At 46.8% G+C, this 18,279-nt stretch carries 13 protein-coding genes; 2 read left to right on the top strand and 11 right to left on the bottom strand.

The window, feature by feature from the left end; translation table 11 throughout:
- Position 1: 1 nt before the first annotated feature.
- The 6 genes from CWB99_RS09595 to CWB99_RS09570 all read right to left on the bottom strand — a co-directional run bounded on the left by CWB99_RS09595 (position 2) and on the right by CWB99_RS09570 (position 7,301).
- Positions 2–295, bottom strand: coding sequence for a PilZ domain-containing protein (locus CWB99_RS09595; protein ID WP_138552886.1), 294 nt, complete (start codon positions 293–295; stop codon positions 2–4).
- Between the two features lie 42 nt (positions 296–337).
- Positions 338–736 (bottom strand): response regulator, encoded by a 399-nt coding sequence (locus CWB99_RS09590; RefSeq protein ID WP_010381687.1) that lies wholly within the window; start codon positions 734–736, stop codon positions 338–340.
- An 87-nt stretch (positions 737–823) separates the two neighbouring features.
- Positions 824–4,708, bottom strand: a complete 3,885-nt coding sequence (gene hrpA / locus CWB99_RS09585; RefSeq protein WP_138552887.1) for an ATP-dependent RNA helicase HrpA — start codon at positions 4,706–4,708, stop codon at positions 824–826.
- A gap of 192 nt (positions 4,709–4,900) precedes the next feature.
- The gene (locus CWB99_RS09580; RefSeq protein WP_054016805.1) at positions 4,901–5,329 is read right to left on the bottom strand and encodes a CBS domain-containing protein; all 429 of its coding nucleotides are present in this window, start codon (positions 5,327–5,329) and stop codon (positions 4,901–4,903) included.
- Positions 5,330–5,426: 97 nt separating this feature from the next.
- Positions 5,427–6,467: an isoaspartyl peptidase/L-asparaginase family protein gene (locus CWB99_RS09575; RefSeq protein ID WP_138552888.1), complete on the bottom strand. Its 1,041-nt coding sequence runs from the start codon at positions 6,465–6,467 to the stop codon at positions 5,427–5,429.
- 123 nt (positions 6,468–6,590) lie between these two features.
- Positions 6,591–7,301, bottom strand: coding sequence for a SapC family protein (locus tag CWB99_RS09570; RefSeq protein WP_138552889.1), 711 nt, complete (start codon positions 7,299–7,301; stop codon positions 6,591–6,593).
- A gap of 360 nt (positions 7,302–7,661) precedes the next feature.
- Here CWB99_RS09570 and CWB99_RS09565 point away from each other — a divergent pair, with 360 nt between their 5' ends.
- Complete coding sequence (locus CWB99_RS09565) at positions 7,662–8,354, top strand: DUF6445 family protein (protein WP_138552890.1); 693 nt, start codon at positions 7,662–7,664, stop codon at positions 8,352–8,354.
- Here the strand turns inward: CWB99_RS09565 and CWB99_RS09560 are convergent.
- From CWB99_RS09560 to CWB99_RS09550, 3 genes are all read right to left on the bottom strand, one after another.
- The gene (locus CWB99_RS09560; RefSeq protein WP_138552891.1) at positions 8,351–9,883 is read right to left on the bottom strand and encodes a tryptophan halogenase family protein; all 1,533 of its coding nucleotides are present in this window, start codon (positions 9,881–9,883) and stop codon (positions 8,351–8,353) included. The two genes, CWB99_RS09565 and CWB99_RS09560, sit on opposite strands and share 4 nt — an antisense overlap.
- A gap of 13 nt (positions 9,884–9,896) precedes the next feature.
- Positions 9,897–11,420 carry a tryptophan halogenase family protein gene (locus CWB99_RS09555; RefSeq protein ID WP_138552892.1) on the bottom strand — a complete coding sequence of 508 codons (1,524 nt, stop codon included), beginning with the start codon at positions 11,418–11,420 and terminating at the stop codon, positions 9,897–9,899.
- Positions 11,421–11,487: 67 nt separating this feature from the next.
- Positions 11,488–14,217 carry a TonB-dependent receptor gene (locus CWB99_RS09550; protein WP_138552893.1) on the bottom strand — a complete coding sequence of 910 codons (2,730 nt, stop codon included), beginning with the start codon at positions 14,215–14,217 and terminating at the stop codon, positions 11,488–11,490.
- 663 nt (positions 14,218–14,880) lie between these two features.
- Here CWB99_RS09550 and CWB99_RS09545 point away from each other — a divergent pair.
- Entirely contained in the window at positions 14,881–15,360 is a 480-nt protein-coding gene (locus tag CWB99_RS09545) for a hypothetical protein (protein WP_138552894.1), read from the top strand.
- Between the two features lie 68 nt (positions 15,361–15,428).
- On the opposite strand, the gene htpG is transcribed toward CWB99_RS09545, so the two are convergent.
- The gene (gene htpG, locus CWB99_RS09540) at positions 15,429–17,345 is read right to left on the bottom strand and encodes a molecular chaperone HtpG (protein WP_138552895.1); all 1,917 of its coding nucleotides are present in this window, start codon (positions 17,343–17,345) and stop codon (positions 15,429–15,431) included.
- A gap of 174 nt (positions 17,346–17,519) precedes the next feature.
- A complete protein-coding gene (gene recR / locus CWB99_RS09535; protein WP_138552896.1) occupies positions 17,520–18,119 on the bottom strand; it encodes a recombination mediator RecR in 600 nt (199 codons plus the stop codon).
- Positions 18,120–18,279: the final 160 nt, after the last annotated feature.

Here is an 18,279-nt window from a genome sequence, read left to right as displayed (position 1 = left end):
ACTAATTAAACTGCACAATCTCGAGGCCCAGCATATAGCCTTCACCTTCGGTGTTGTTGCCGCAGCGGATAACTTTGACATGAGCATTGAGAGGAGGAATGGACCCACCGTGACTATCGATAAATACGTCTAACATTTCGTTGATTTCAATCGGCTCCTCAACGATGATCGACAAACCCGTAGCACTTAAATCATGGCAAGTGCCTTGCAGTTTATGACCCGTGGACAAGACCGTTAATTGTGCCTGGGTATTGACCATCATGCGCATAAAGCGCCGTTTATCCTCATGTATCATGGCGTGCTCCACTCATTATTATCATTGCTTGCCTGCAAAAAATTACCTGGGAATAATTTGCACCATATTTTTTATTTTTTCCGACAAGGATTGCATTGAAAAGGGTTTAACCACGTATGCATCACAGCCCGCGTCAAAACCAGCCTGTTTCTCCTGCTCCGACTCCAGACCCGACACCATCAATACGGGAATATCTCGCGTTTCAGGCGTGTTTTTCAGCATTCGGCATGTATCGTAGCCATCGAGTCCAGGCATGCAAACGTCGAGCAAGATCACATCCGGTGGATCTGCAATTGCATTAGACAGGCAGCTCTTACCTGACTCAGCGTAGCTAAATTTAAATGCGTCCGACAAAGCCATAGAGAGCATCTCAAAATTGAAATACTCATCATCAACCACTAAAACATGCGGCGTTTTCATCCTGCTCCCCTGTGTGGACATAGTCAATGCCGCTTCCTTTTCACAATCCAAAAATAGTTTCCTCTTAATAAGGTAATTGCCCCAATGCAAATTGCAAGTCAAAACACACTATTCGATCTCATTTAGCGCATTGGTGATCCGCTTTGCTGAAATTGGATAAGGTGTACCTAGTGTTTGAGCAAATAAAGACACCCGAAGTTCCTGCTGCATCCAAAAAACTTCATCCAGGGCCTCTGGCATTGGCAACCCTTTTGGCTGCTTATTACACTTATCTGCGTATGCAGCGGCCACTTTTTCAAGCTCCAATACACACAAACGGTCACGATTTGGATCGACCGGCAACTTCTCAAGACGTTTTTCAATGGCTTTCATATAGCGCAGTAAGTCCGGCAATTTGTGCGCGCCATGCTGGCTGACAAACCCTTTGAAGATCAGGCTTTCCAGCTGAGACTTGATATCTCCATGGGCAGTGATCATAGTCAGGTCAACGCGACCTTTCATACGTTTATTCACGCTATGTGCAATACTCAGCACCTGCTCAACCGCGGACGCGATTTCTACCACTTTGTCTCCAAGTTCAGCCCGAACATGTTCTTTGGCTTTTTCAAAGTCCTGCTCAGAGCGGATCGCGATGTAATCTCCCAATAAGGCATCTATTCCCGCTGCAGTGCAATCGTCAATCAGGTCGTTAATTTTACCAAACGGATTAAAATACAGCCCCAGCTTTGCTTTATTCGGTAAGTGCTGTTGTAAATATTTCACCGGTGAGGGCACGTTCAGCATCACCAGCCGACGTAAACCAAGGCGGTGTGCCTGTTGTGCCTTGAGCGGATGGTCAAATAAACTGATTGAAGTGCTTTGCTTGTTATCTACCAGCGCCGGGAAAGCTTTGATCTCATAGCCGCCCTGCTTTTTGGTGTATTCCTCTGGCAAGTTACCAAATGACCACTGCGTCAGCCCTTCCTGCTCAATGCCTTCTTCTGCCACTTTTGACAAGGTTTGCGTGACCTTGCCTTGTAATTTGGCTTTGAGTGCATCCAGGTCATAGCCATGTGCAATCACCTTGTTGTGTTCGTCCAGCACCTGAAACTGCATTTTTAAGTGCGACTCCAGTGCTCCGAGATCGAACGCCTCAGCATCAACTTTAACGCCCGTCATACGCAATAAACGATTGGCCAGCGCTTCCAGGAAGCCCCCCTGCATCGGCTCTATAGCAGCAAGCACCGCATCGGCGTAGTTTGGTGCTGGTACAAAGTTGCGTCTCAGGCTCTTTGGTAAACTCTTAATCAAGGAACAAATCAGTTCATGACGCAGTGCTGGTATATGCCAGTCAAACCCTTCATTAGCCACCTGGTTAAGCAGTGGTAAGGGGATGTTCACCGTCACGCCGTCAACGGGCTGACCGGGTTCAAAATGATAGCTTAAAGGCAGCATCAGATTACCCTGCTGCCACACGTCAGGATAATCCAGCGCCGTAATGTGTGACGCCTCGTGCTGCATCAGGGCATCCCGATCCATATGCAAAAAACGTTTGTCAGTTTTTTTCTTGTCTTTCCACCAGTGGTTGAAAGCGGCACGATTATTTACATCGGCCGGGATCCGCTCCTCATAAAACGCCTGCATCAGATGTTCATCGACCAGAATATCACGACGACGAGCTTTGTTTTCCAGCTCCTGGATGTCCTCAATCAGCGCCTGGTTGTGCTTTAAAAAGGCCTCGTTTTGTCCTAACTGTTGAGCAATCAGTGCTTCTTTAATAAAGAGTTCACGACACAGCACCGGTTCAATCTGACTGTAAACCGTTCGCTTTTTGCCAACAATGATCAGACCATACAGGGTTTGCTGTTCAAACGCGATGACACACCCCTGTTTCTTTTCCCAGTGTGGTTCACTGTAACTACGTTTAACCAGATGCTCCGCCAGGGGCGCAACCCAGTTAACATCAATCTTGGCATTGATGCGGGCATACAGCTTGCTGGTTTCGACCAACTCGGCTGCCATCACCCATTTCGGACTTTTCTTAAACAAGCCAGACCCTGGGAATATATGGAATTGGCTGTTGCGCGCACCTTTATAGAATTTTTTCTCGTCTTTTTGACCAATATGGCTCAGCATACCGCTCAACAACGCCTGATGAATGGCTTCAAAGCTGGCATCATTACCCGAGCCTTTGAGGCCCATTTCTGTGCACACCGTTGTCAGCTGATAAACAATATCCTGCCATTCTCTGACGCGCATATAAGCTAAAAAGTCTTTCTGGCATTGCTTTCTGAACTGACTGCGACTGAGTGCTTCCTGCTGCTCTTCAAGATACTGCCAGAGATTCAGAAACGCCATAAAATCGGAGTCTGCATCTTCGAACCGGCCATGCTTTTCGTCCGCTGCGCCACGCTTTTCCTGCGGCCGCTCTCTGGGATCCTGAATTGACAAAGCCGCTGCGATAATGATCACTTCACGTAATGCCCCCAAAGGTGCTGATGCCAGTACCATACGGGCAAGGCGTGGATCTATGGGTAAGCGGCTGAGCTTGCGTCCGGTCTGAGTCAGCGTGGTTTGCTCACGCCTGGCGGCAGGTTTAACAGCACCCAACTCCTCAAGTAAGGTGACACCGTCTGTTATATTGCGGTTGTCGGGTGCTTGCACAAACGGAAAACGCTTGATATCTCCCAGGCCCAGTGCCAGCATTTGCAAAATAACCGATGCCAGATTGGTGCGCAGAATTTCCGGATCGGTAAATTCCGGACGACCCAGGAAATCTTCTTCTGAGTACAAACGGATACAGACACCCGCAGCGACCCGGCCACAACGTCCCATACGCTGATTGGCACTGGCCTGAGAGACAGCTTCAATAGGTAATCGCTGCACCTTAGTACGATAGCTGTAACGGCTGATCCGTGCGGTGCCGGGGTCGATAACATAACGGATCCCAGGTACGGTCAGAGAGGTTTCGGCTACGTTGGTGGACAGTACGATGCGACGATGGCTGTGTGCGGCAAAAATGCGGTTCTGCTCTGCATTAGACAAACGGGCATACAAAGGCAGAATTTCGACTCCTTTGAGGTTGCGTTTACTCAGTGCATCGGCCGTATCGCGAATTTCCCGCTCACCATTCATAAAAATCAGGATGTCTCCGGGGCCTTCTGCACACAGCTCGTCTACGGCATCGAAAATCCCTTGTAGCTGGTCGTTTTCGGCTTCACTTTCATCCCCGCTGGCATCAATCACGGGCCGATAGCGCACTTCTACCGGATAGGTACGCCCAGATACTTCAATGATTGGGGCGTTATTGAAGTGCCTGGAAAAACGTTCCGGATCGATTGTTGCTGAGGTAATGATCACTTTGAGATCTGGGCGCTTCGGGAGCAGGTTTTTCAGATAGCCAAGGATAAAGTCGATATTCAGACTGCGCTCGTGGGCTTCATCAATAATGATGGTATCGTACTGGTTCAGATACCTGTCTTGCTGTATTTCTGCCAGCAAGATACCGTCGGTCATTAATTTGATATAGCTCTTATCAGACACCTGATCGCTAAAGCGGATCTTAAATCCGACCTCCTGACCTAGCTCACAATTGAGCTCTTCGGCAATGCGGTTTGACACGCTTCGCGCTGCCAGACGTCGTGGCTGAGTGTGACCAATATAACCATCAACACCGCGGCCCAGTTCCAGGCAGATTTTGGGCAGCTGAGTGGTTTTACCTGAGCCGGTTTCACCCGCCACTATCACGACCTGGTTTTCGGCAATGGCTTTTTTAATGTCGTCTTTTTTCTGACTAACAGGTAACGCTTCGGGGTATTGCACACTCGGCAGGCCAGCCTGACGCTTCACTCTGAGCACTTTGCTGTGCTCTATATCACGCGTTATCTGAGTAAGTACCTTTTGTTGTTTCGCTTCATCTTTTATTTTTTTAACGCCCTGAAGACGTTTTTTAAAGAGAAACTGATCCTTTTTGAGGCAATCCGCTATGTTCGAATACAACGACTGCAAATCCACTACACGACACCTTGTTACTGAGAAAATCGTCGCGTAGTCTAACAAAAAGCACGCAGCCAGCCCAGTCCCTTTGACAAGGACTGGTACGTTAAAGATACCGTAGAATAGCTATCCTTACGAGCGGTGCGAAATATCACTGACACCACGTTGATGAGGAGTTGAGCTTCCCCGTTCGAAAATCGGCTTCAGACCTCAGACAAAACGATGTCCCGACTCATAGGTATCATGCAGATGTTTATCGATAGCATACAGTACATGCGTGCGACTGATCACCCCAACCAGCCGACAGTCACTGTCACACACCGGATAGATTTTTGGTTTATCGGCGGTCATTCTGTCAGCCAGCTTTAGAATGCTATCGTCCGGGCTGACACACAAAGGTTCAGCATTCATCACATCGGCCACTATGCTATGAGATTCGTTCTGATAAGTAGCTTCAAGCATAGTTCGGATACAGTCCTGCTCTGATAAAAAGCCCACTACGCGTTGCATGTCGTCGATCACGGGACCTCCGGCCTGACCACTTTGCAGTAGTTTTTCCACGGCCGACTCGATGCGCATGTCCGCTTTAAAAGTCACCGGACGATGATTAAGATAGTCTGCTACTTTGACAGATTGCATATTTCATTCCCCTAAGAAAACACCAGCTTCATATTAAATAGTAGCTGGCGTTACAAAAATTGCCTAAGTTTGCAGACGTTAAGCAGGCTGAATAGGGTTAGTCTGTCTCTTTGAAAATACCCACGTAGGTAGGCTGAGTGTTGGATTTGCTGGCACGATACATGCCTTTGGTATTAAATGGCATGCTAAAGTTGCCCTGAGCGTCTAAAATGATTACCCCACCTGTCCCGCCAGCTTCAAACATAGGACCAAAAATCACTTCCTGTCCGGCTTGCGCCACGGACTTATCCTGATACTGCACCCTTGCACAGATATCAGCGGCAACGTTATAGCGAATAAAATACTCACCATGCCCCGTGGCTGACACCGCACAAGAATCATTGTCTGCAAAGGTGCCTGCGCCGATAATCGGAGAGTCACCAACACGACCAAATCGTTTTGCTGTCATACCTCCTGTCGACGTACCTGCTGCAAGATTGCCATTTTTGTCCAGGGCAACGGCCCCCACAGTGCCCATTTTATATTGCTGCGGCAACTGCTGATGCTGTGCCTGATAGTCTTTGCTGCCCTGCTCAGCTTGCTCCAGTTTCTTACGTGCTTTTTGCCAGGCTTCATAACGGTGAGGCGTATCAAAATAGTCGTTGTCCACGAATGACATGCCCTCTCGCTTAGCAAATTCTTCCGCCCCGGTACCGCTGAGCATGACATGCACCGACTTTTCCATGACCGCTCTGGCCAGAATGATAGGGTTTTTCACATGCTTCACCCCGGCAACCGCACCTGCCTGACGATCCCGTCCATCCATAATCGATGCGTCCAGTTCATGAGCGCCATCATAAGTATACACGGCTCCTTTTCCGGCATTAAAAAACGGAGAATTTTCCAGTACTTTAATTGCTGCAGTAATAGCATCCAGGCTCTCACCACCTTGCTCTAAGACCGCATAGCCCTGCTCAACAGCCACTTTAAGCGTCTGTCTATAGGCTTTTTCCTGTTCAGGTGTGAAGCGTGATTTTTCAATCGTGCCAGCACCACCATGAATAGCAATGGCGATGGGCGCCTCAGGTTTAGATGCAAAAGCGGGGTGTGCAGCACTCAGTGCAGCAATAAAGGATGAGGTGAATAGTATATGGCGCATGTCCGGTTCCTGTTGTTCTTTTATTGTGGAACTAAGTTGCCGGATTTAAATTTCGGATACAAAAAAAAGCGATAAAAAAAAAGCGCCATTAAGGCGCTTTCTTACAATAAAGTCACGAGTGACTTAGCTTGCCTGACGCTTTGCTTTCAGACGTGCCAAACGGCCAACCTGATGCGTTGAAGTCAGGAAAGAGAAGATTGGCGCCAGGTAACCACGCTTACGCAGTTCCAGGAACTCTTCATCATTCAGTTCGTTTAGCTTACGCTCGTCTACCAGATAAATACCGTTGATGTCTTTCTTCTCACCAGCGATTTCAACTGTCAGAGTTTGTTGAACAAGCAGCTCTTTTTCAGCCAGGTATTGTGTGAATGCTTCAGTTACACGAGAAAACTCAATGTAGTTAACCAGTGCTTCTTTGCGACGCTCCAGGTATTCTGTTTCTTTGCCATCTTCGAACAAAGCGCTACCTTCTTCTTCACCAACCAGTGAGCTTGCTTCGTCGATTACGATGCCGTACTGGTCTTGCTCTGGGTGCTTAACCAGACCAAATGGGTAACGAGATGCTGCCAGTGGCGCAATACCCGCAGTCCATTCGCCATCTTGTACAAACAGGTTTTCACCTGGCTCAAGGCCAAACAGGGCAACAGCCTGGAACTGGCCACTTTCAGTGTTCTTAACAAATGCCATCGGGAATTCAGTTGCAACACGTGCAAACTCGTGTGCAACGACCGGGATCAAGTGCTGAGATTTCAAGAATTCTACGTTAATGCCATTTTTTACTTTAATGTTGGCATGTTTTTCGTTGTGTAAAGGCTGCACTTGTTGCTCCGCCATAATACTGCTCCGTTTTAAATGTAATTATAATCAAATATAGCCATAGGCTAATGGTTTTGACGGCAAAAGGAAAGCACTAGTTGATAACAATTTTGTTTCTTTCGTTCCTACAATTTGTTTTTTTCATACCTTAATTTGGCACATCGCTTTGCCGGTTAAAATAAGTACTTTTCGACTTAAATAAGTGACTTTAAAAAAGCACACAAAAGTTACGCTGCCATGGGCTCTGAACGGTTGTATTTCAAAATCTTAGATAAGCTAATTTACTCTCACCGTACGACCATGTAGGCTATTGCGGTACTACTGCGTTTGTTGTATGCAAGCAGTCAATAATCATTCCGTCCGCAAAGGTTAAAGTAAATGAAACCCGTACTCAATGCGCATCTTAAGATTGAAAAAATCACCCTCGATGAATGTCATTGTGACGTTTATGTCGTTGATGATTTTTTGGAAAACCCGGAAGAGGTGCAAGCATTTGCACAAAAATCAGCCTACTTTAATCCGATAGGTAAAGATGGCACCCTCTACCCCGGGATCCGAGATGCATTACCTCTGCCCTATCACAGAGTACTAAGCGCTTTGCTCACAACACTGTTTGAGGGTGTTGAGCCTCAGATCCATCGTTGTATGCTGTCACTGATCACTCAGCAGCCTGAACAACTTCTGAGTGTTCAAAAGATGCCGCACATCGACTCTACAGACAACCAGGAATATGCCAGCGTTCATTATCTATGTGGTCCACATATGGGCGGCACCTCCATCTACCGGTTTAAACCTGCAAATAGAGTCCGTTTCGACCAGGACAGTCAGGACGAGATCATGGCTATGGTTAATATGGTGGAGTCTCAACAACAGGATCCCGATGGCTACCTCAATGGCTCCAACCAGCTCTTTGAGCAAGTGCTGAATATAGAAGCCAAGTTTAATCGCCTGGTGCTTTATCCAAGTAATATTTTGCACAGCGCCAATGTGCACCCTCACAGTATCAGCGCTAACCCGAGTAATGGCCGTCTTACCGTGGCTTCTTTTTTCAGGTTAACGCCCAATAGCTAAACTTTGTGCATACCATGGCGCTGTATCAGCGCCAGCAGCTGATTGTGTGACGGAAGAGACTGACATTGCTGCAACGCAACTTCACGTACCTGCGCTACTTGTTGAGAGAGCCGCTTAATCTCAGCCCCAGACAGTGCCTTGCTACGCGTACCATATTTCATGCCGTATAATACATAAAGGTAGTTCTCCACATCAAACACCTCGAACTTGGTCATAAAGTCGTCGCCGCCAGGTGGTGCATAGCGCCATAATTCAAGACGCTGCTTAAGGGAGTCTGGAATACTGTCAGCAGATCGGTTTTTACGCCAAAACTCGCTGTCCTGTCGATCCGAAATACAATAATGTAACTTCACAAAATCGAGTACTCTTAGCCAGGCATGCGCCACACGCTCGTTAAACTGTGTGGCGATAGCGGGCAGTTCATCAGCAAACCGGGGCAACTTATTACACAGCAAGTTGGCTGAAAAATCAGCCAGCAAGATTGCCGTTGCCTCTAGCGGCTCAACAAATCCCTGTGACAAGCCAATGGCCACGCAATTATTGACCCACACCTTTTCTCTGACACCCACCGGCATGGGAATATCTCTGACCGTGTATTGTTCGGGGTCACGGCCTAAATAACGGGCGAGTTTTGCGTATGCAGTCTCTTTATTGGTCAAAGAATCATCGTATACCAGGCCCACGCCTCTTCGGGTCGTCAGTCCGATATCCCAAATCCAGCCGAACTGATGGGCTGTCGATATTGTATAAGGGGGTAGTGATACCTCTGAAGTGTACGGCACCTGAACTGTCAGTGCGCGATTAATAAATAGCTGATCAGACTTAGAAATAAATGGCACTGCAAGCTGCTGTCCCAGTATGTATGATGAAAACCCGCTACAATCTATAACCATGTCAAGGTCAACCACAGCGCCGTTATCCAGCACCAGCTGTTCTATATTGCCACACACAGATTGCTTAAGGTTGATTACATTCGCCCGGATATGTTCCACGCCAAAGTTCTCCATAGCGTGTTTGGCAAGCACGCCGGCAAACTTATGTGCATCGAAATGATAAGCGTAATCAGATACCCCCTGATATTCTGGATGTGTAATGAGCTTGGGTGCTTTATGCTCATCACAGCACTTGCCCTGAAATGAAACCATATCCGCAAAGTGCTCACCCTTACCCTCAGCCAGCCAAAAATCGGCCAGGTTTTCACCGAATGGAAAAGGATAGTCAAACAAATGATGATAGGCATTATTTTTCCCATGGCGATGCTTATCCAGCCAATTTACAAACTTGATTGACTGTTTAAACGTTGCATCGCATTCCTGAAATAGTGTGGTTTCCGGTAAGCCAATTTTTTGTAATGTCTTGCGAATTGACGGGACGGTTCCCTCCCCCACACCGATAATGGGGATAGTCGGAGACTCAATCAAAGTGACCGAATGAGTCGGCATGTCTTTAAGCTGTGCAGCAAGTAGATTGGCCGAAAGCCAGCCTGCGGTTCCGCCACCCACTACCACATATTTCTTGATTTCTTTCACAGGTAACCCATATTTACTTCATTTTTACAGTAACCAAATTGCCATTTGATTGTAAAGCGTCTAAAAAATCAGTATGACGTATTGCCACTCTGGTGACTTCTTTTTGCCACTTCGCAATTTGCGCAAACACATCCGTAAACTCTCCCGCACGACTGGGTAAATTTAACTTGGGATAGTATTCCATGCCATAAAGAATGTAACGATAGCTGGCGTCACTGAACATATGAGACGCGCTATTGCAGACATCAAAGTACTCACACACTTTATGGCGCCACAGTTCAAGCTGCGCTTCAAGTGACGGTGTATGCGCTAAAGTCCCTTTAACATCTCGCCAGAACGGGCTATCTTCTCTGTCAGAAAGCACATAATGCATCACAATAAAGTCTCTCAGCTCATCATAAGTCTGGCCCATCTGACGATTGAAACTGTCTCTGATCACCTGGTTTGTATGGTTAAAGTTATGATGCAAAGCAATCGCCCGGGCGGCAAGATAAATCAGGTGGATCCCGGTTGATTCAAGCGGCTCAATGAAGCCACTGGACAGGCCAACCGCGACACAGTTTCCGACCCATTGTTGTTTACGTCGGCCTATTTGCATATCGAGGTGTCTGACGGTGACCTCAGGGGGCAATCCCAGGTATGCCCTGAACTCTTTTTCGGCCTCAGCTTTATTGAGGTGACGGCTACTATAGACGTACCCAGCACCTTGCCTGTTCTGTAGATCTATGCGCCAGGCCCAGCCACTGCTTAGCGCTTCTGAGACCGTATAAGGTTTGGGCTTATACCGTGGCTCATGGGGCTGTTGTACCGTGACCGCTTTATCGCACAGCAACGAGTCTTGATACGACATCCAGTTACCCTGGGGCTCAACCTTATTGATTAACAGTCCTTTGAAACCGCTGCAATCAACAAACAAGTCAGCTTGGAATGAACCATGCTCAGTCTCCAGCCGAACGATTTTACCCTGCTCAGTAACAACCTTACTGACATGAGCTTCCGTTCTTTTTACGCCACGTGCCTGAGCAAAATTCCTGAGATAATGTCCAAATAATCGCGCGTCCAGATGATAGCTGTAACGAAACAGGCCCTCATACTCCTTACCTGATAGCGTTTTTGGCGCAAGCTCTTGTGATACCAAAGCTGAAACCAGTGATACCGATTGGTCGTAGGGTAACTCACGTTCGCTCAGCAACCAGGAAGTCGAAATATCCAGTCGCTTTTCTATTCTTTGCTGCTCAAACGGGTGTAAATATTCGTGGGTACGGCCGTTTTTTGCGGTGCGCCAGTTTCTAAATAGAATGCCATTTTTTATTGTTGCATTGGTATGACGAAGAAATTCGTACTCACTGATCCCCACCGCCTGAAGAAAATCCTTGATAGCTGGTACGGTCGCTTCACCAACGCCGACGATATCCACTTCCGGGCTTTCTATGACATGTATCTCTACTTGTTGCCCGAGTTTGTTATAGCTGTGGTTTAACATGACCGCGGTCAGCCAGCCAGCCGTACCACCGCCAACAATTATGATTGATTGCATAAATATCAACAGTTTAATTTTTAGAAAAAAAAACCCAGCACAAGCTGGGTTTTTTAATTAACACAAATTAGAAGCGGAAGTTAACACCTGCTTTAATTCGTCTTTCACCTTCGAAAGACCAAGCCGGGTAGTTATTCTTCAGCTCATTCTTCACTGAGGCACCATCACTGGCTGCACCATACTGAACGCTGTCTTCTTCAAGCAGGTTCACGACTTCAAAAGAGAAACCAATGTAGTCGTTCAGTGTGTAAGTTGCCGTAATATCTAACGTACCATAGTCGTCATGCATACGGTTGCCGTAGAACTTCGCGCCTTCACGGATCATGTATTCTGAGCGCCAGTTGTATGCTGCACGAATCGTGTAATCATCCGTTTCATAGAAGCCCACCAGGTTAACCGTGTGCTTACTTGAATCAGAAAACTCAGGGATCAGGTCAGCGTAGTTTTCGCCTTCTGCATCTGCGTCAACAAAGGTGTAGTTAGTAACGTAACCAAAACCGTTATCGAACGAGTTTTGCCATTGCAATTCAACACCGCGAATTTGACCACCGACCGCATTACGCTTAGTACTCAGGGTCCAGTTATCGTTGCCAAAGTTATCGACGATACCCAACGACTGATCCTGGACAAGTGTTGCTGTGGTGAAGTTAGAAATGTCTTTGATGAAATAAGTTGCTGATAGCAACGCACTGTCACTATAGTACCACTCAATACTCAGGTCTGCCTGGGTTGCTTTAAACGGTTTGAGCGCTGGCGAGCCTTTTGACAACACTTCGTTTAGCTCCAGATCGTCGTTAAAGCCTGTTTGCTCCTGGCGAGAGAACATATCCGCGTAGTTTGGACGTGCAATTACCTGAGAGGCTGAAGTACGTAAAATTAAATCGTCTGCCAGGTCGAATACCACGTTAACGCTTGGCAGCACATCATTGTAACTGCCCTTTTCCGTCGTCAGTGTTCTTTCGTATGCCTGATAACCCTCAAGTACACCACCTTCTTTATACTTACCAGCTGCCAGACCAGCAAAGTCGACCGCAAAGAAATCAGACTCGGCGTCAGTACTGATATATCTCAGACCGAAGTTACCGCGAATACCTTCCGCAGAAAACTCAGCCATGACATACGCTGCGAAGTTCTCTTCTTCAACTGTACCATAACCAGAGCGCAGTAATTCCCACTCGCCTAATGTATTTTGTGCACGCGACAACATCGCATCATAGTCTGCTTCTGGGAATAGCATGCCCTGAGAAAGTTCAAGCTGGCTTTCCTTATACAGTTTAGTCGCAGTGCCATCTACATCATTTAACGCAACGCGCGGATTTGGCCAGAAGGTACGTTCTTCAACAAAGTGCTCTGCATACGAGAAACCCGTTTTAATCGACGTAATAGCGCCAAAGTCTACAAAAAACTTAATATTACCCTGTACAAAGTCTTCCTCGTCGGTATTTGGCTGACTGCGAATAGACCAGCCTGGGATATCTAATTTACCGTCACCTACAAAATCATCACGCGTCCAAGACTTCACAGCTGTGTCGACATGATAAATTTTGCCAGTTGCATCATAGACACCGGCAAAATCAGACGCCTGGCCAATACCTTCACGCTGCGCTGCGGTAAAGTTAGTACCCCCGTCTGACTTTGTTGTACCGATACGACCATCGATCACAAAGTTATCTGTAGTGTATTTACCATTAATTTCAATGGTTTGAGAATCCATTTCTGCATCACGTACCCAGGTCTGACCCCAGCTACCACCAGCCAGTGCATCTAACGTGGTTTTAACACAGTCATTTGATGCATTCACCTGCTGACACGCAGGCATATTACCCAGTGGGCCATCTACCGGATTCTCATCGGCACCACCGTTGCTGTATTTGTCACCAAATGGGATCCAACGTGCGGCATCTGCGCCCTGTGAAAACAAGAACAGAGAAGAGTTGATATTGTCAGCCTGCAGGTCAAGCGCCGTATAATTCAGACCAAACTCCATCTCGTCGGTTGGCGCATATTGCAGTGCAATATTATAAGCTGTACGCTCACGCTCTTGTTTGAATACTGTTGGTGCAACAGCGCCACCCCAGGCCAGAATCGTTTCTGTACCGCGACGTTGATATTCAGTTTCTTTACGCGCTAGCGCCACCAATGCACCGAAGGTTTCGTCATCATTCTTCCAGCTGTATAAGCCAGAAACTTCAGGGTCCCACTGTTCAGCAATTGAACCATAATCAAATTTTACGCTGCCGAATACCGTGTTAGCGTCAAGGTCAAGCGGCTTACGGGTCTTAACAATGATAACACCACCAACACCACCTTCTGGTAGATCGGCCTGAGATGACTTATAAACATCGATTCCACCGACCATTTCCGCAGGCATAAGTGAATAGTTAAAGCTGCGGTCGATAGATTGTTGATCGTACCAGTTTGTTGAAGAAACTGTGTGCCCATTCAACAAGGTACGCGTCAGTTGAGCTGAAGCACCACGAATAGACACTTGCTGGCCCTGACCAAATTGTCTGCCAACAGATACACCAGAGATTCGACCTAGTGCTTCACCGACATCACTGTCAGGGAATTTACCTACATCTTCTGCAGAAACTGCATCAACGACAGAAGTCGCAAATCGTTTGGTATTCAGTGAAGCTTCCAGTGAGCGGCGAATACCGCGTACTTCAATAACTTCAACATCTTCTTTCACGCCAGTCTGGTTTTCTTCAGCAAACGCCACGCCTGTCACACCCGTACCCAGGATTAGGCCAACCTTTGCTGCAAGTAAGCTTTTCTTAAAATTATTAGCTAACACAGGATTCCCCTTGAATCATTTTGTTGGTTTTTAAATCACTTCTGCCCAGTGATGATGACAACGCTGTCATCTAATAACAAACCATACACCCAAAATTACAGATTCGCTACATCTTTTTGTGTGGCTAACATAAGATTTTTTCAACAAAAATCTAACCCACTGATATAGAAAGAATAAATAATTACTTGGTTATAGTTTGTTACAAACGAGGTGAATATATCACAAGCTATGCACTTTTTTACAGTGATTGCGATGAGTTATGTAGAAGATTTGGACCTAATTAATAAACTAATCTAATGTAGGCGAGCTGTGCTATCTGATTATTCCATTAAACGTTCGGGCAGAAGCGTATTCAAGGTGATAATAGATCTCAATGACAACGCTGTCATTTTATCTTTTTCATGTTTGGTTTGTCTAGTGTATTTATATGACAAATTCATGAGCAGCCCTTTAGTTATATGACAAAACACCATTAGTCCAAGGTAAAACAAGCAGATAATAGCCTTTTTCAGGGATGAAAATTTATCACACGCCCCTGTCTTACATTGAGATCTTGCCTGTGTTTCACTATGGCAGCCTGATTAGTAAAGCACTAAACATTTTTGTTTAGTTGAAGGAGCAGTCTTATCAGGTATCTGCTAACAACCTAAAAAGGACTAACTTATGATACGTAATATCAAAACAATCATTGGAGCTACGCTGGTATGTGCTGCGGCTACAGCTCAGGCTCAGCCTGCCGACAGTATGCAGGTCACAGACTATAACACCTTCTACGACACTCAGGTTAACAACGCCAATTGTGGTGGATACTGGGATGAGCGCCGCGTTTGGGTATGCGACTACCGTACTCAGCTGGTCAATGTGTCTTATAAAACATGTCATTATAAGCTAACGGCTAAACACAGTGCCGTCTCTGCACCGGCCTGGGACACACGGACTGTTCTGTCTAATAAAAGCTGCCCGGCAAACTGGACCATTCCAGGACCAGATTACTACGCTCCAGGTGGTGTGTATGTGCACCAGCATAATACCTACTTCACCCAACAGGAAGAACAGCGTGTCGCTTATAATTGTCGCTGGGAAACCCGTTCTGTCTGGGTTCCAGATAGCGGCCGTTATTGCCCTATCGCGCCTCAACAATAACCAGGCACAAAAAAGCCCGGCCGAATAACTCGCCGGGCTTTTCTGAGACATTACAATTTGCGCTGCACTTATTTGCTCAGATCAAGCATTAGCTTATTCAGACGAGCGACAAAACCAGCAGGATCTTTCAGGCTGCCACGTTCAGCAAGCAGAGCCTGATCCAGTAAGACTTCTGACCACTGTGCAAATTTGTCTTCGTCCTGTTCAACATTCAGGTGTTTAACCAGTTGGTGCTCAGGATTCAGCTCAAAAATTGGCTTAGACTCTGGGGCAGACTGACCAATCGATTCCATCAGTTTTTGCATCTGTGAACTCATATCATGGTCATCTACCACTACACAAGCCGGAGAATCAGTCAGTCGGTGCGTAAAGCGCACTTCTTTCACTTTATCGCCCAGCGCATCTTTAATACGCTCTACCAGACCTTCGACTTGCTTTTCGCTCTCTTCCTGCGCTTTTTTGCTTTCTTCATCTTCCATATCGCCCAGGTCAAGGTCACCGCGAGTAATAGACTGGAACTGCTTCTCAGCAAACTCAGTCAGATGGCTCATCATCCACTCATCAACACGGTCTGACAATAGCAGTACTTCGATGCCTTTCTTACGGAAGATCTCCAGGTGTGGAGAACTCTTAGCCGCTTCAAAGCTGTCAGCAACCACGTAGTAAATCTTGTCCTGACCTTCAGCCATACGCTCGATATACTGCTCAAGTGATACATTTTGGACACTCTCGTCAGTGTGGGTAGAGCTGAAACGCAGTAACTTAGCAATCGCTTCTTTATTGGCAGCGTCTTCAGCCGGACCTTCTTTGACCACCTGGCCAAACTCGTTCCAGAAAGTCTGATAGTCTTCCGGTTTGTTCTTGCCCATGCGATCAAGCATTTTTAGGATACGAGACGTACACCCTTTGCGGATAGCCTGAGTTACTTTGTTGTCTTGTAAAATTTCACGCGATACGTTCAGTGGCAGATCGTTTGAATCTAACAGACCTTTTACAAAACGCAGGTAGCTTGGCATAAACTGTTCTGCGTCATCCATAATAAATACGCGCTGCACGTACAACTTCAGACCTGTCTGACGGTCACGGTTCCACATGTCGAATGGCGCTTTCTTTGGAATATACAGTAAGCTGGTGTATTCCGTTTTGCCCTCGACTTTGTTGTGTGCCCAGGTTAGTGGCTCTTCCCAGTCGTGGCCCACGTGCTTATAGAACTCTTTATATTCTTCGTCGCTGATCTCAGATTTGTCGCGCGTCCACAGCGCTGTGGCACGGTTAATACCTTCCCACTCGCCAGGCTGAGCTTCAATTTTCTCGCCATCCGGACCTTCTGATTCTGGCACCGGAGCTTTAAACATTTCTACCGGGATAGAGATATGATCTGAGTACTTAGTCACGATTGAACGAAGACGGAAGTCATCGGCAAATTCCAGCTCTTCTTCACGCAGGTGAAGAACGATTTCGGTTCCGCGCTCTGCTTTTTCAATATCAGCCAGGGTATATTCACCCTCGCCTTTTGACTGCCACTCAACCGCCTGAGTCTCGCCCGCTTTACGCGTACGTACAGTCACTTCATCAGCAACGATAAAGGCAGAATAAAAACCAACACCAAACTGGCCGATCAACTGAGAGTCTTTTGCTTCATCACCTGTCAGGTTTTTAAAGAACTCAGCCGTACCTGACTTAGCGATAGTGCCTAGAGAGCTGATCACTTCGTCGCGGGTCATACCGATACCATTGTCAGAAATGGTTACCGTCTTCGCGTCTTTGTCGGCGCTGATGCGTACGCGCAGCTCAGCGTCACCTTCGTACAGGTCGCCGTTTTGCAGCGCTAAGAAGCGTAATTTGTCAGCGGCATCCGACGCATTGGATACCAGCTCACGTAAAAAGATCTCTTTGTTTGAGTACAAGCTGTGGATCATCAGCTGAAGCAACTGCTTCGTATTGGCACTAAATGAATGATTTTCTTTAGTATTTTCTGTAGTCATTTGGTACACCCTAACTTATTTGGTACACAATAGTAGTACATAGTTAATCAGTTAACTTGCGTTATGCTCAGGTATATTGTGCTGGGTAGGAATTTTTCAAGGGGAAAAAGTGAAAAAAGTGATAGATAGTATATTTCTCGGTCAAAAAACCTAAAAAGCCCTGCCGGGCTTTCATTAAATCGCTTTTCGGCCACTAAAGGCATGCATCAGGGTCATACCATCGACCAGCTCCAGCTCACCGCCAACCGGCATACCATGTGCTATCCGCGAAGCGGTCACGTTATGTTGATGGCACATCTCGCCAATAAAGTGTGCAGTTGCCTCCCCTTCCACCGTTGGATTCGTTGCCAGGATCACCTCATTAATGTTGCCATTTGCCAGCGTTTTTTCCAGCACATCCATACCGATTTCGTTCGGGCCTATGCCGTCAAGGGGTGACAAGTGGCCCATCAATACAAAATATACCCCCTGATACTGACCGGTTTGCTCGATAGCCAGCACATCACTCGGTGACTCAACCACACACAATAGCCCGCTATCCTGACGTTTTACGTTGCTACAGATATCACACACCGGCGTTTCTGAAAACGTACGGCAGGATTCGCAATGGCCAATTTTATCCATCGCCTGCAGCAAACTCTGCCCAAGTGCAGTGCCACCACTGCGGTCTCTTTCGAGTAAATGAAAGGCAATTCGCTGAGCGGACTTAGGTCCAATGCCTGGTAAACAACGCAGAGACTCAACCAAAGCTGAAAGTGAAGGTGATAATTGCATAATATAGCGTTCTTAATTTTTGACAGTGTATCGATAAAGCAAGCTTAAACCTTGGTGGTGAACCGGTTGCCGCATATTACACTGTTCTAATTCGATTAATGGTCGCCATCTTACTATGGCTGATATAACAGCGACAAGCCAAAGATACTAGATAAACCAG

Source organism: Pseudoalteromonas rubra, assembly GCF_005887095.1.
Taxonomy (GTDB): Bacteria; Pseudomonadota; Gammaproteobacteria; order Enterobacterales; family Alteromonadaceae; genus Pseudoalteromonas; species Pseudoalteromonas rubra_E.
This window is presented reverse-complemented; position numbering and strand designations above follow the sequence as displayed.

What these genes read in the sequence shown, in the direction of transcription:
- CWB99_RS09595 (WP_138552886.1), bottom strand. Translation starts at nt 295, where the DNA reads ATGATACATGAGGATAAACGGCGCTTTATGCGCATGATGGTCAATACC.
- CWB99_RS09590 (WP_010381687.1), bottom strand. Translation starts at nt 736, where the DNA reads ATGTCCACACAGGGGAGCAGGATGAAAACGCCGCATGTTTTAGTGGTT.
- CWB99_RS09580 (WP_054016805.1), bottom strand. Translation starts at nt 5,329, where the DNA reads ATGCAATCTGTCAAAGTAGCAGACTATCTTAATCATCGTCCGGTGACT.
- CWB99_RS09575 (WP_138552888.1), bottom strand. Translation starts at nt 6,467, where the DNA reads ATGCGCCATATACTATTCACCTCATCCTTTATTGCTGCACTGAGTGCT.
- CWB99_RS09570 (WP_138552889.1), bottom strand. Translation starts at nt 7,301, where the DNA reads ATGGCGGAGCAACAAGTGCAGCCTTTACACAACGAAAAACATGCCAAC.
- CWB99_RS09565 (WP_138552890.1), top strand. Translation starts at nt 7,662, where the DNA reads ATGAAACCCGTACTCAATGCGCATCTTAAGATTGAAAAAATCACCCTC.
- CWB99_RS09555 (WP_138552892.1), bottom strand. Translation starts at nt 11,420, where the DNA reads ATGCAATCAATCATAATTGTTGGCGGTGGTACGGCTGGCTGGCTGACC.
- CWB99_RS09545 (WP_138552894.1), top strand. Translation starts at nt 14,881, where the DNA reads ATGATACGTAATATCAAAACAATCATTGGAGCTACGCTGGTATGTGCT.
- htpG (WP_138552895.1), bottom strand. Translation starts at nt 17,345, where the DNA reads ATGACTACAGAAAATACTAAAGAAAATCATTCATTTAGTGCCAATACG.
- recR (WP_138552896.1), bottom strand. Translation starts at nt 18,119, where the DNA reads ATGCAATTATCACCTTCACTTTCAGCTTTGGTTGAGTCTCTGCGTTGT.